This window comes from Shewanella sp. SM71 (assembly GCF_025653905.1).
GTDB classification, from domain to species: domain Bacteria; phylum Pseudomonadota; class Gammaproteobacteria; order Enterobacterales; family Shewanellaceae; genus Shewanella; species Shewanella oncorhynchi.
Map to the genome: position 1 here is coordinate 41,006 of NZ_JAKKRW010000021.1, position 13,890 is coordinate 54,895.

Annotated in this window: 14 protein-coding genes; 6 read left to right on the forward strand and 8 right to left on the reverse strand. The window is 43.8% G+C overall.

Translation table 11 applies throughout. The features are described 5' to 3' along the window. Position 1 precedes the first annotated feature (1 nt). The 5 genes from L5L97_RS18375 to sirA all read right to left on the reverse strand — a co-directional run bounded on the left by L5L97_RS18375 (position 2) and on the right by sirA (position 4,731). The gene (locus L5L97_RS18375; protein ID WP_105250347.1) at positions 2-493 is read right to left on the reverse strand and encodes a nitrous oxide reductase accessory protein NosL; all 492 of its coding nucleotides are present in this window, start codon (positions 491-493) and stop codon (positions 2-4) included. 88 nt (positions 494-581) lie between these two features. Next, complete coding sequence (locus tag L5L97_RS18380) at positions 582-1,262, reverse strand: nitrite reductase (protein ID WP_263187177.1); 681 nt, start codon at positions 1,260-1,262, stop codon at positions 582-584. A gap of 34 nt (positions 1,263-1,296) precedes the next feature. Further along, complete coding sequence (locus tag L5L97_RS18385) at positions 1,297-2,079, reverse strand: FKBP-type peptidyl-prolyl cis-trans isomerase (RefSeq protein ID WP_105250349.1); 783 nt, start codon at positions 2,077-2,079, stop codon at positions 1,297-1,299. A gap of 85 nt (positions 2,080-2,164) precedes the next feature. Continuing rightward, positions 2,165-2,605 carry a rhodanese-like domain-containing protein gene (locus L5L97_RS18390; protein ID WP_028761786.1) on the reverse strand — a complete coding sequence of 147 codons (441 nt, stop codon included), beginning with the start codon at positions 2,603-2,605 and terminating at the stop codon, positions 2,165-2,167. 62 nt (positions 2,606-2,667) lie between these two features. Then, positions 2,668-4,731 (reverse strand): dissimilatory sulfite reductase SirA, encoded by a 2,064-nt coding sequence (gene sirA, locus L5L97_RS18395; RefSeq protein ID WP_263183401.1) that lies wholly within the window; start codon positions 4,729-4,731, stop codon positions 2,668-2,670. Positions 4,732-5,280: 549 nt separating this feature from the next. Between sirA and L5L97_RS18400 the strand changes: the two genes are divergently transcribed. From L5L97_RS18400 to L5L97_RS18415, 4 genes are all read left to right on the forward strand, one after another. Beyond that, on the forward strand, positions 5,281-7,380 hold the full coding sequence (locus L5L97_RS18400; protein ID WP_263183342.1) for a heme lyase CcmF/NrfE family subunit: 2,100 nt from the start codon (positions 5,281-5,283) through the stop codon (positions 7,378-7,380). Next, on the forward strand, positions 7,380-7,799 hold the full coding sequence (locus L5L97_RS18405; RefSeq protein WP_105250353.1) for a cytochrome c-type biogenesis protein CcmH: 420 nt from the start codon (positions 7,380-7,382) through the stop codon (positions 7,797-7,799). The genes L5L97_RS18400 and L5L97_RS18405 overlap by 1 nt, the downstream gene beginning before the upstream one ends. A 17-nt stretch (positions 7,800-7,816) precedes the next feature. Then, the gene (locus L5L97_RS18410; protein ID WP_263163715.1) at positions 7,817-8,401 is read left to right on the forward strand and encodes a TlpA family protein disulfide reductase; all 585 of its coding nucleotides are present in this window, start codon (positions 7,817-7,819) and stop codon (positions 8,399-8,401) included. Between the two features lie 174 nt (positions 8,402-8,575). Continuing rightward, positions 8,576-9,154 (forward strand): nucleoside triphosphate pyrophosphohydrolase family protein, encoded by a 579-nt coding sequence (locus L5L97_RS18415; RefSeq protein WP_263163717.1) that lies wholly within the window; start codon positions 8,576-8,578, stop codon positions 9,152-9,154. Between the two features lie 73 nt (positions 9,155-9,227). Here the strand turns inward: L5L97_RS18415 and L5L97_RS18420 are convergent, their stop codons facing one another. Continuing rightward, a complete protein-coding gene (locus tag L5L97_RS18420; protein WP_063883682.1) occupies positions 9,228-9,446 on the reverse strand; it encodes a helix-turn-helix domain-containing protein in 219 nt (72 codons plus the stop codon). A gap of 2 nt (positions 9,447-9,448) precedes the next feature. Continuing rightward, the gene (locus L5L97_RS18425; RefSeq protein WP_063883683.1) at positions 9,449-9,967 is read right to left on the reverse strand and encodes a DUF2975 domain-containing protein; all 519 of its coding nucleotides are present in this window, start codon (positions 9,965-9,967) and stop codon (positions 9,449-9,451) included. Between the two features lie 159 nt (positions 9,968-10,126). Between L5L97_RS18425 and L5L97_RS18430 the strand changes: the two genes are divergently transcribed. Together L5L97_RS18430 and L5L97_RS18435 are read left to right on the forward strand one after the other, a co-directional pair. Continuing rightward, positions 10,127-12,187, forward strand: a complete 2,061-nt coding sequence (locus tag L5L97_RS18430) for a prolyl oligopeptidase family serine peptidase (RefSeq protein ID WP_263183344.1) — start codon at positions 10,127-10,129, stop codon at positions 12,185-12,187. Positions 12,188-12,316: 129 nt separating this feature from the next. After that, positions 12,317-12,604 (forward strand): helix-hairpin-helix domain-containing protein, encoded by a 288-nt coding sequence (locus tag L5L97_RS18435; protein WP_168827746.1) that lies wholly within the window; start codon positions 12,317-12,319, stop codon positions 12,602-12,604. Positions 12,605-12,615: 11 nt separating this feature from the next. Here the strand turns inward: L5L97_RS18435 and L5L97_RS18440 are convergent, their stop codons facing one another. Then, positions 12,616-13,695, reverse strand: a complete 1,080-nt coding sequence (locus tag L5L97_RS18440) for an AI-2E family transporter (RefSeq protein ID WP_168827747.1) — start codon at positions 13,693-13,695, stop codon at positions 12,616-12,618. Positions 13,696-13,890 lie beyond the last annotated feature (195 nt).

Sequence of the window (13,890 nt, forward strand, 5' to 3'; positions counted from 1 at the left end):
CTTATTTATCACCCGCGAGCAGTTCTAAGGTGATGTCATCAAATCTCAGCACTCGGCCACCGTATTCCTTAGCAAAGGCTTCGGCGGCAGCTTTGGTACTAAAAGGGGCAACGGCAGGTCCCATCACAGCTTTCTTGGTCGTACCGTAAACATAGAAGGCACTTTGAGCATCAATAAAGGCGCCATCGTCTGGCTGATCCCAATCAGTCGTGCCCGCGTCATGCACCATCATGTAATCAATTTGTCTTTTATTTTCAGGCTGTAATGCAAAGTTAAACATATCGCGGCTAGAACAAAACTTAGGTACCGTTTTCTCAGCCTTGAGGTGCACTTGCCCTTTAGGTCCGGGATATTTAGTGATCACCATGCCACATAAATGACAACGGTCATGCTCGTGGATCATCTCGGCTTTATGAACATGGTCTGTGGCCTCGCTTTTATTACAGCCAAATAGCAAGGGCACTAACAGCAACAATGCATAGTATTTCTTCATCCTATTTATCCTTTTATTAAAATATCAACACCTCGCCAGATGCCTTGCAGGGACAGATCTTTACGGCGAGGGTTGATAGAAACGGGTTTCATCTTTCATTCATTTTGCTTTGTGCTTTTGCAATCGCATTATCGATTGCTTCACGGTTGATACTGTCCCCATTGTGTTTGAGCAGGAACTGCCAATGGTCAATGGCCTCTTGGTTACGAGCATGCAAGTAAGCATCTGCTGCGAGTAACATATGGGTTTGAGGCTCAAAGGGAGAGAGTGCTAATGCTTTGGCAATCACCTCTTGGGTTTCAGGTGTCATTTGCCGAAGCTCACGGTAATAAAGCGCGTTAGCTTTTGCCCCTAACACTTCGGCATCTTCTCCCCCTATTTCGAGTAATTTATCTAAGGTCAGCACCGCATCTGAGTACAAACCTCCCGCATTGTAAGCCTGAGCTAATGACATAAGTGCCAAGGTGTTTTGCGGCTCACTCTGAGCCCAACGACTGGCTTTAGTGATCTCGGCCGCCACTAAATAATCAATATTTTCATCAATCCGACCTTGATCCCAATCCCTAAAACGGCCTGTTTGACTGTAGATAGCAAGGGTAAGCAGCACTAGGACGATTCCCATCGCAAAGGGCACTTTGCTCGACATGTTTGGCAACTGTGCGATTCCCATGACTAGGTTTAGACGCATGTGCTGCCAGTAAATATAAGCAACAAACAACAGTAAACTGATGCCAATGCCTAGTCCTAAGCTCACCATTCCAGTCTCCATTTCACTCTTCAAACAACTCGTTTTAGGAGCCAGATTAACCGTGTGCAGGCATCATCTTTTTATTTTTCATCTCTTTCATTTCGCTGGGTTTCTCAATATTTTTCAGTTCAATTTCAAAGATAAGTGCTGACTCAGGAGGAATAATACCTACGGCTTCAGTGCCATAGGCAAGGCTTGCTGGTACCACAAAACGATATTTAGACCCCACAGGCATCAACTTTAATCCCTCTTCCCAAGCGGGGATCACCGACATTAATGCAAAGCGAGTGGGCTCTTTACGTCCAACCGTATTTTCAAACTCAGTCCCATCGATAAGAGTGCCAACATATTCCACTGTGACCACATCTTCTGGATTGGGTTTATGACCTTTACCTTGGGTTAAGACTTCGTATTGAAGACCAGAGGCGGTAACTTTAACGCCAGACTTTTTTTGATTTTCAGCAAGATATGCCGCACTTGCCTTTTTAGTTTCTGCCATTTGTTTTTCAGCAACGACAGTTCTTGCGGCATTGAGTTGTTCTGCTCTTTGGTTCAGGTAGGTCAGCACTTCTTCGTCGGTTAATTGCTGTTTATCTTTAAGCGCATCCACAAAACCTTGCACGACTAAGTCGACATTCACCTCTGAACCCAATTCAACTTGGTTGTAAACTTGACCAGAAATGTAATTCCCAATAGAAGCGCCAATGCTGTAGGAGGTTTTATCTGCATCGGTTTTCAGACTTGTGCCGGCAAAACTGGCTACCGAAACAAATAATGCGGCGCAGGTCGCCACTGTGATGCTTTTGGGGATAAAAGAAGTTGGCATACGTGTTTTCATTTTATGTTCTCTACAATGTTAACCCTGTGGGTTTCGCCTTTTGGCCCTGCAAACCAAACCGATAAAACATCGGTCCTGTGTGTTACTAAGGTTTTTCTGTTACTCGACCTGACATACGCCAGCCATAAATACCATCGGCCATATGACGCACACCTGTGTAACCTAGCTTCATGGTTTCTCTCGCCGCCATATTGCTGCTGGTACAAAGGCGGTTAGCGCAGTAAAACACCATGACTGCATCTTTATTCTTTGGAAGTAACTCTCTCCAATTCTGAACATTGAAAAAAACTGCTCCGGGGATAAAACCTTCTGCCCATATCTCCAGTGTATTTACGTCGAAAAAATAAACGCCTTGCTTGCCGACTAAGGTTTCCGCTTCCATCATCGAAATGGGATTTAATTGGATTTCGTTATAGGGCACTTCAGACATTTCTGATCCACCACCGGCGATGACTGGCATCGCAGTCACGCCTAAGGCCAACACCATCAATATTCGGCTTACACTTTGACGAAGCATGTTATGCATAATTAGGCTCTCATATTCCCCGACACCCAAAGGTGTCGGGGATAACTAGGACTCAAGTTAAACTATATTTTCTTCGCACTCAGCGCATTACCATCAATGATTGCTTGGGCTTGGGTCACATAGGTCAAGGCGGCACCTAAGCGTTTTTGTGAGTAACGCGCACCATGAACACCCCATGAACCATCGGCTTTAATCAGCTTGAGGACATCTTGAGCTTTATCGGTCAACAACAGCACTTGCGTCTTATCTTCTACCGATAACTTCGCCATATTGGGCGACTTATCGATGCTAATAAGGGCTTTTTCTACTTTGGCATAGGTTTCTTTCACTGGTTTTTGCCACTTCTGAACTTTGCCGTAGATTTGCTGTTGATCTTTAAAGTGCAGACCCTCACCCAACTTAGATTGGAATTGGCTATGGCAACCTTTATTATCCACTACATCGTGATCAGAAGCGGAAGTACGAGCACAGGTCCACATGAGATCGAGGTAGTTATGGCCATTTTCGTCCTTCGCCACAGTCCAGCCCTTAGTGGATGAGTCGCGAGACTTACCTTCAGGTGGGTTAAGTGTCTTACGCAATGGATCAACATCGATTTTCCACATGTGCGACTTACGAACGTTGTCGAAACCGGCCATATCAGGGAACTGGATCGCGGTGAAGTTTTCACAACTACCCATGTTTGGCATATGACAGCTTTGACAAGTTTGTTTACTGTGGGTTTTGGTATTACTCGCAATTTCAGCCTGTGCCGTATGGCAATCGGTACATTCTTTGATGAGTTTTGGTTTAGTAATACCGGATTTCCAATCACCATCAGTCACTTCGTGTGGATCATGACAGGTAGAACAACGCATACCCTTATCGTAGTGAGACGAGGCAAACATTTGCGAACCTTCTGTACCACAAGATGGGCACGAAGATTTCATCTTCACGTTAAAGGCATATTCCAGTTTTTCTTTACCCTGTGGGGTTTGCGCAAGTTCTTCTACGAAGTTAAAACGCTGGTGACAACGCTCACAGTTAGAAGGCATACCACCACCGATACCGCCGTCTAAATGACCACCTGCGCCATGACACTCTTCACAGGTAATACCGAGTGACACTGTATGTTTTTGGAGCTCTTTAGGATTACCAAGGGCTGCAAAAAACTCATCTTTAGTTTTAAAATCAAACTTAAAGGTGTGGCACATTTCGCAATAGGAGCTCGCAGGTTGGAATAAGAATTCCTTCTCGTATTTAGCACCATAGGAGCTCATACCCCATTGGTGTGAACCACTCGCGCCAAAATCTTCCATTTTAGTTGGAAATTCAGGAATAACTTTCTGAATTTTCTTCGCCATTTCAGGGGTTAACCATTCAGCCCAACCACGGGAGAATTGGTTACCACCGGCGACCATAGTGCCAGTACCATCTTTGAGTAAACCGTCTTTCACATGGAAAGTACCGCGTACTAAGTAGCTATCGATAAAGCCGTATTTGGTTCTTGGTGTTCCCACCGTCGCATAAATTGCATCAGGGGTAATGCCGTCTGGCAGGATAGAAGTATCCTTAGTGCCATACATGGTTTTGTTTAAATCGTTATCGACTTCGGGATGACTCCCCGGAAAACGTAAGGTTTTTGAATGGCGTGAACGTTTCCACTTTTCATATTGTGGGCCGTGGCACTCACCACATTTTTCAGGACCAACAAACTTATTTGGGAAATCCAAAATCGACTTGGCACCGAGGCGATATTGCAATGCCATAGGGCGATTGCCCTCTTGATGTTGGCTATATTTTTGGCTATCACCACCGTGTAAGTATTCTTCACCACGGTCACTGACCTTATAGGTTCCTTTTAAACGACCTTGCTCGGCATATTTAAATACCGGATGATTTTCAAAAAGAAAATCAAACAACTCTTTTTCCTGAACAATATAATCCTGCAGTGTTCTTACACCACGGGATTCTAGTGTTAGATCGGGATTAGCCATAATTCCCTGAGCTTCCGCACTCTGTTGTTTATTACCATAGCCAGGCTTTACCTCGCCCGGTTTAGCATCGGATGCTATTCCGGCCACACTGACGATAGTACCTAAACAAAACAGCACGCTGAGTGCTATTTTGGATTTCCATCGTTTCATCATTCACTCCTAATTATCATTAGTTTTTTATTTTCTACTGAACCTAACTGCTCACTGAAAGACATAAACAATTGACCAGTTACAGCATGGTGGAGGCAAAAAACCATTAAAAATCAGAGCTAGAGCACACTAAATTCCCGCTGATAAATCAAGATGAATAAAATCAATTAAAACAATTTAAATACAATAACTTACAAAATTAATGTCATTTATTTTTTAGAAGTTAAAAAGCACATTTCAGTTATAAAAAAAACTAAAAATGCGTTTTACTTTTCAAAAAACATCAAGCGTAAAAAGGAATGATTTAATAACGGATAAGATCACATTATTAAATGCGAAACTCGACTAATCTTAAAATCAACAGTGATTAAACCTTGTGATTAAAGTGACTTTTCCCAATAAGGTCTTATATGTAAATTTAAAATCACAAGAAAATAACTCAAGTTTCTGAGCGAATTGAATAAAAATCAGCATGTAAAAATCACACGGGTAAAATAGCCAACTGTAAACACTATATTACCGCGACCACATTATTCTAAGGCATAATAAATGACAACTATGCTTCCAGAAATTGGACATATATTACTGATCATCAGTAGCGTATTGGCATTATTTTCTGCAGCACTGACCTTAATCGGTGTTAAGCAGAATAATGCCTATCTGGTGGGATTAAGCCCGATACTCTTTAGAGCCATATTTACCTCAGTATTTGTTTCACTTCTTTGCTTAATTTATTGCTTTATTACTGATGATTTTTCTGTTGCTTATGTCGCAAACCACTCGAATAGCCAATTAGCATTGGGTTATAAAGTGGCCGCAGTTTGGGGCAGCCACGAAGGGTCAATGCTGTTTTGGATATTTGCGATTGCCCTTTGGGGCGCGATCATCAGTTATCGCATAAAAATGGCGGATTGCACTCAAGATAAGGCCAGCGATAAATACCAAGACGCCCTATATTTTGCGAGGCTGTTGGCCATTTTGGCATTAGTGATCCTTGGTTTTAACTTATTTTTACTCTTTACCTCTAATCCCTTTGCCCGCTTATTACCTAACATTCCGATTGAAGGGCGAGATCTTAACCCCATTTTGCAAGACATAGGGCTAGTGCTGCATCCGCCCATGCTCTTTCTTGGTTATGTTGGCCTCACAGTTTGCTTTGCTGCAGCGTTAGCATCACTGCTCGGTGGTGGTTTTAATACTCGTCAAATTAACTATTTACGACCTTGGGTATTATTAGCGTGGGTGTTTCTAACGGGCGGCAATGCCTTTGGATCTTGGTGGGCCTATAACGAACTGGGTTGGGGTGGTTGGTGGTTTTGGGATCCGGTAGAAAACGCCTCCTTTATTCCTTGGCTTGTGGCAACAGCATTAGTGCATTCCCTCATTCTCACTCAACGTACTCATGGCTTTAAACTCACGACTTTACTGCTGTGCTTATTGGCATTCTCACTCAGTTTACTCGGTAGCTTTTTGGTGCGCTCCGGCATAGTGCAATCGGTACATGCCTTTGCCGCCGATCCGACCCGTGGCATGTCAATCCTCTGCTTATTAGTGATTTTTGTTGGTGCTGGGTTACTGATTTTTGCGCTCAAAGCGCATCATTTAAAACAGGATGTGACTTTCGCGCTTTTCAGTAAAGAAACGCTGTTACTGCTCGGGATCGTTATCTTAGTCGTAGCAGGGTTTTCCGTATTACTCGGTACATTTTACCCTTTGATCTATGAGCTGCTCGATTTAGGTACACTTTCAGTGGGGGCCCCTTATTTCAACGCTATATTTGTCCCCCTCACTTTCTTGCTTGTCCTGTTAATGGGCATTGCGCCCTTAGTGCAATGGCAAATAGCGCAATGGCAAAATGCCTCAAAGACTCGTATTACTTCCCTGCTCATTCCTAGCCTAGTGATATTAGCCGTCGCAGGCTGGGTAAGCTTACAGGCCGCCTCGGGCAGTAGCTTATTTTTACTCCTTGGCACTGCCGCAGCACTTTGGTTGCTAGTGTGTTTATTGCTCACGATATTGGCAGCCTCGGGATTAGGTAGACGAATATATGCCCGGCAATTAACCCAAAACCACAATGAGCACGGCTTAAATCCTCCCGTTAAATCATCAAAACAAGGGTTTATAGCCATGCTATTCGCCCACTTTGGGGTGGCTATCACTATTATTGGTGCAACATCCGTCTCCTTTTTTGAACAGGAAGCCCTCCTCAGAATGGGCCCTGACCAAGGTAAACCGTTGGCGGGTTATATCTTAGTGTATGAAAGCACTGAGAATGTCGAAACCAATAGCTTTACGGCAATCCAAGCCAATATCAGTATCCGCGATGGTGCGAATGATGAAGTGATCCTCGGTTACGTTAGGCCGCAACGCCAAACCTTTAAAAGCAATGGGATGGAAATGTCCCACGCGGGTATCGATCATGGATTATGGCGGGATATTTATGTGTCTATGGGGCTGCAATTAAGTGACAGCGAATATCTTATCCGCATCAGCTATAAACCCCTTGCGAGTTGGATCTGGCTGGGCGCCATATTAATGATGCTAGGTGGGATGATTGCCGCTTGGCCTACTCGCCATTTTAGCTATCAAGCTGATTTAACAACCTTAGTTAACCTATCCCATCACAAACCACAGGAGACACTTGGCTAATGAATCCAATATTGCGCTTTTTAGTCTTACTGCTCCCTATCACCTTATGTGGGATAGGGATCCCATGCTTATCCGTCGCGCAAGCTCAGCCCATATCAAGCCTTTCCTACCAGCAACAGGCAATAGATATCAGTAAAGTGCTGCGTTGCCCTATGGCGACGAATCAGAGCCTATTTGAATCACAGGCGCCAATCGCCCACGAGCTCAAAGCACAAATATTCTCGATGCTGGAACAGGGGCAAAGCCAAGATGAGATTATCGATTTTATGGTGCAACGCTATGGTCAAAAAATCCGTTATCAACCTGAATTTAAAGCCTCCACCTTCGCACTTTGGTTTGGGCCACTGCTGTTATTAGTGCTTGGTGTTGGGTTGTGTCTCGCATTGGTAACCCGTAGAAAAACACAAACGACTATTTAAAAGTAAAGGATAACCAGATGAAATTACACTATTTTCCCTTTGTTCTACTCGTGTGTTTGGGTCTGTTTTCTAATAGCAGCTCAGCCCACTCACTAGACAATAAACTCTACAGTACAGGAGAGCCCCTTCCTAAGCCCCTTGTGATGACTGGTTTTATAGAAATGCAGCACGCACGCGGCGTACCAGAAGTTCCCTTTATTGATGAATCAGGACAAACCCAAACCCTAAAACAGCACCAAGGAAAATTGGTTTTAGTCAATCTTTGGGCAACCTGGTGCGCCCCCTGTTTAAGGGAAATTCCAGAACTCCACAAGCTTAAGCAGCAGTATCAAGGGAAGAATATCGCCATCATTCCAATCTCTATCGATGAAGAATCTAAAGATGTACGCCCTTTTCTTAACCAACATGGCTTTAGCGGCTATGCCACTTGGCTTGACCCGGAGCAAAACATAGAACAAATCATTCCCGCGAATGTCGTACCCGCCAGTTATATTTTTGATGCTAAAGGTAATCTTGTCGGTTTTGTGCGGGGATATCTCGATTGGGCTGATAAAGACGTTGGCCCTTATCTTGATCAACTGATTGCCAAATACGGCCAATAATCACCAAATAACACAGGCTCACAATATATTTCTCCATTCGGTCATCCGCCAAAATTTACCGAAACCCGCTGCCGCCTATTTGGCTGCGGGTATTTTTATCTCTACCCCATCTTTGTATTCTGCGACGCATTTCTTTAAAATTGCCGCCAAACTCTTTATTTCAAGGCAAATCAGATGAAACTCACCCGCTTAACTCAACCTATTTATGACCACTTATATCGTGATATCAGTGAGTTTCGTAGCACCTTCGACTTGCCAGTTAATGATGTTGATTCTTTAGATGACAAGGCCGATACCTTACATACTTCACTGATTATTGAGGAGTTAACTGAACTTGCCGAAGCCGATAGCCGTATCGAACAGGCCGATGCCATCGTCGATTCTGTGTATGTGTTAATGGGGCGTTTAGTGCATTTAGGCGCACAAGCCATGACCGACAGACTCGAAATCAGTTACCTGATTGACTTGTTGCTATGCGTGGCTAAAAACCGTGAAATCGACTTTATCGCCTGCTGGGATGAAGTGCATTCGAGCAATATGAGTAAAGTGTGCCGTAACGAGCAAGAACTAGCCGAGACCATTGCCTTCTATGCCAAGCAAGGTGTTGAAATTGTCGGTAGTCAGCAAGGTGATTTCATCATAGCCAAATGCGCTAAAGATGTGGAAATGGCAGGTAAAGTGGTTCGCCAAGGTAAGGTACTAAAATCGGTTTACTATCGCCCAGCGGATCTGACAACACTGGTTAAAGCCTAACCACGGCAAGCCTAGGATAGCACTTAACTAAGTGCGTCCTAGGATGTGTTGAACAAGGCTAAAACGGCAGAACTCAGTCCGATGTATCACTCTTACGATATTCTAAAATATCCCCAGGCTGGCACGACAGGTACTCACAAATACTCGCCAGTGTTTCAAAACGCACGCCTTTCACCTTGCCACGTTTTAGCAGGGATAAATTCGCTTCGGTAATGCCAACCGCTTTGGCAAGCTCCTTAGAACTCACCTTCCGTATCGCCATCATGACGTCTAAATTAACGATAATGTCCAAAATTACACAAACTCTTTGTTTTCTGCCTCAAAATCTCGGGCAGCTTTAAGCAAATAAACAATCAGCAACATCAATAAAATCGTGGTGATATTGCCAAAATCGAGCGCCAAGTCGATACGGGTATCCTCAAAAAGCGACTTGTGATAGTAACCTACGCCTAAGGTTTGCAGTATCTCTATCACTAAGGCGGCAACCTTAAGCCAAACCAACCACAGATAACAATGCATACTTTCGTCGCTAAAAAACAAGCCGTCTTGATAGTAGGCTAATAATTTTTGCAGCCAATAAACACCCAGTAAAAACGTGATAAACAATGGACTTAACATTAACAGCAACAGGGTTTGACTCGCATCAGGCGATACCCATAGCGCTTGGAACAATCCATTATTCGATCCAAAACGTATCTCATCATGGACTAAGTAGCTATAACCCAGATACACCACCACAATCGTAGCGGCCAACAAAATCACCCACCGGAAAAATGCACTGATTTTTATTAACTTTTCTATGTTTTTATTCATCACTCAATCCTAAATTTAATCCAATCCCAGTGCTCTTTAACCTTGGCTAGTATACTCGTTCGGTAAAATATATTGCAAAGAAATAAAATTTTATTGTTTTACGATAATTAATTTTCGTATTAACATGATGTCACTTCTAACAACCTCAAGGTTACAACAATGCGATTATCCTCCTTCACAAGCCAGTTATGCAGTGCTGCTATTGCCGCTATGCTACTCGCAAGCTGTTCAACCTCAACCACTGAGCAAAAAGCCAATACGGATAGGCTTAACAGCCAGCAAGCCCAAGTGCCGCTCATTCCCATCGAAGATTTTTTCAATGAGCAAAATATTCACCATTTAAAAATGTCCGCCGACGGTAAATGGTTAGCCTTCACAAAGGAATACCAAGGTGCGAGCAATATTTATGTAATAGCGGATAAAAGCGATCTTGCAAGTGCGACACTCTTAACGCAGTCCATTGAACCTATTAAAGAATTTGAATGGTCATCAAACAGTAACGAACTCTTTTTTATGAAAGATAAAGGGGGAAATGAAAACACCCAAATTTTTAAACTCAGCTTTGAAACTCCCCAAGGCAAAATAGAGCCAAAAGAGCAGCAACTGACGCACAATGACAAGGTGAAATACAGCGTCATGGAACAGCCTAAGGATAACCCTGAGCAGCTGGTTGTGATGGCGAACCACGATGAATCGAGTCGGATGGATATCTATTGGCTCAACACCCATGATGGCAAGCTAACGCCTATTTTTGAAAACCACTTAAACTTGGTGCAAATGAAGTTTAACAAACAAGGGCATCCCGTTATTGGCAGTAGCACCAATCTAGATAACAGCTATAGCCTCTACACACTCATTGATGGCACTTGGCGTAAAATAATCCACACAGCTAAGGGTGAAAGCATTGATATCTTAAAAGTAAACGATGCGAAAAAACTCGCCTATATCAGTGCCAACATCGGTGAGCGGGATAAACAACAACTGCTCAAAGTTGATCTTATGACGGGAAAATATGAAACCTTACATAAAGATCCTAACGATGAAGCGGATGTTTATCAGGTATTGTTTAACGATGCTGGTGAACCTTTAGCCATTTCCTATTACGGCGGGCGCTTAAGAACCTATCCACTTGATACTGAGTTTGCTAAGCACTGGGATGTGATCAATAGGCATTTTAATCAAGATGTTGAAATAACCATTACCGAACGTAACGAGAAAAATAATCTCTGGCAGATCAACGTCGCGAGCGATAGGGCATCGAGCTTAGATTACCAATACAATGCCATTAATGGTGATATCCACTTACTCGCAGATATTCCTCCAAGCATACAACCAGAACTGTTATCACCCAGACAATCCCTAGTCTATACCGCAAGGGATGGTGTAAAAATTCAGGCTTATTTGACATTACCAAAGGGAAACCAGCACAATTTACCCACCATCATTCTGCCCCATGGCGGCCCTTGGGCTCGGGACTACTGGGCGCTAGACTCTGGTTACTTCCATGCGATTGCTCAGTTCTATGCCAACCGTGGTTATGCCGTATTACAGCCAAACTTTCGCGCATCGACAGGATTTGGCAAACACTTCCTCAACTTAGGCAATAACAATTGGGGCACTGGCAGTATGCAAGATGACCTGACTGATGGTGCAAATTACTTGGTCGAACAAGGGATTGCGGATAAAAATCGCTTGGGGATCTTTGGCGCATCTTACGGTGGTTATGCGGCTTTATCCGGCGCGACTTTTACCCCAGATCTTTACCAAGCAGTGATCGCCTATGTGGGGCCGTCAAGCTTAGTCACGCTAATGGCGTCGTTCCCCGATTACTGGCGCCCCTATTTAGGTCAATGGTTTGAATCAGTGGGAGACCCGTTAATTCCTGAACAAAAACAAGATATGGAGAACCGCTCCCCAATTAATTTTGTCGATAACATAAAAGCACCGCTGATGCTTATCCAAGGAGCGAATGATCCGCGAGTGACTCAAGTTGAATCAGATAATATTGCGAAAAAGATGTACCAAAAATCGTTACCCCTTGAATACTTACTCGCCAAAGATGAAGGTCATGGATTTATCAAACGTGCGAACAAGCTCGCCTCGATAATTGCGACTGAACGTTTCTTTGGTAAGTACTTAGGCGGAAAAGTGGATAATAATGTCAATCCAGCTTTGCTTGAACATCTTAATAGCTTAAATGTTGATATAGAAAAACTGTAACCTTAATAAAGCGTTAGAAGTGCAACACCGATTTTGCCAAGGAAGGCGAAATATCTTAACAGGTTAACGCGGTTAACTGTGGGCCAATAGACTAATCTATCAAGTATGACTACACCCCAAGAGATAAAAATGAATCCAGCAAAAGTCGTGCGTGCCGAGGTTAAGCAATTAACTGATTTACCGAATATTGGCAAAGCCTGTGCGGCGGATTTACGTTTGCTTGGCATAGATAAGCCTGAGCAGCTGTTAGATAGAAACCCCTACGAGCTGTATCAAACGCTGTGTGACAAAACGGGTCAGAGACACGACCCCTGTATGCTCGATGTGTTTATCTCCATCACCCGTTTTATGGCAGGTGAAGATCCTAAACCTTGGTGGTTTTACACCGATGAGCGCAAAAATACCTTAGAGAAATGAAGCTTTAGCGACTATTTATCCTCCTGTTTACCCATTATCGTTTCGGGCTCTTCCCTTAACCATTCCCGCCAAATGGCCACCAGCAGGGCCATCAATACTGGACCAACAAACAAACCGACAAAACCCATGGTTTTTACGCCGCCGATCAGACCGAAAAAAGTCGGTAAGAAAGGCAATTTAATCGGCCCACCGACAAGATTGGGCCGCAGGGTTTTATCGACAATAAACAGCTCTATGCTGCCCCAAAGAAACAAGCCGACCCCCGCCGTCATATCGCCTGTGCCGACAAGATAGAGTGAAATCAAGGTAAACATGGTTGGCGCCCCCCCGGGAACCAAGGCCATAAAGGCGGTTAACACCCCAAAAGCCACGGCCGAAGGTACTCCCGCAATCCAATAGGCAATCCCCAGCACTATACCCTCACCAATTGCGATAAGCGTCATACCTATCACGGTAGAACTGACTGTTGCAGGCACCACACGAGAAAAACTATGCCAGCGAGCAGGCAGCACTCGCTCACCCACGATATCCAACTGTTTAGCCACTTGCGGACCATCTTTATAGAGGAAAAACAAAGTGATCAGCATAAAAAGTAAGGTCAATAACAACCCTAAAGTATTCCAACCCAATTGCAGCACCCAACGGGAAATGCCACTCAAATTCTGGCCACTAATGGCACTGATAATTTGGCCTAATTCATGGGGTTCACCAATAAACTGCTGCCATTGCAGGGTTAACCATTCGCCCATCCAAGGCAAGTCTTTGATCCACAAGGGCACAGGCGAACCATGTTGGTTAGTAAACACCAACCAATCAACCCAAGTTCTAATCTCTTGTAACGCATAGGAAAATACAAACACCAGCGGAATAATCAGCCCGAGCACAATACAACACAGGGCAATAGTTGCCGCCAACGCCGAGCGACCACCGCATTTTGCCAATAGTTTTTGATAGAGAGGCCAACTTGAAAAACACACAATCAATGCAGCTAAGGCGGGCACTAAAAAATCGATAAAAAAGAATACGCCAGCACACAAGAGCAAAACCAACAAACTACGACCAATAGCGGCATTACTGAAAATCGGCGTCATAGTGCTAAAACCCCCCACAATAAAATTCAACGATAAAATGGAAAACACTCTGCATTACACCAAACAAGGTTAACGCTTAACCAACTCGTTCTACGAATCAGTTTATTGCGCAGTGCTTCCCATGGGCAATGACTTTAACACCGAATATTGAGCTGTGTATCTATTCAATCTTTGAAGACAAAAGGCCTTTGGATA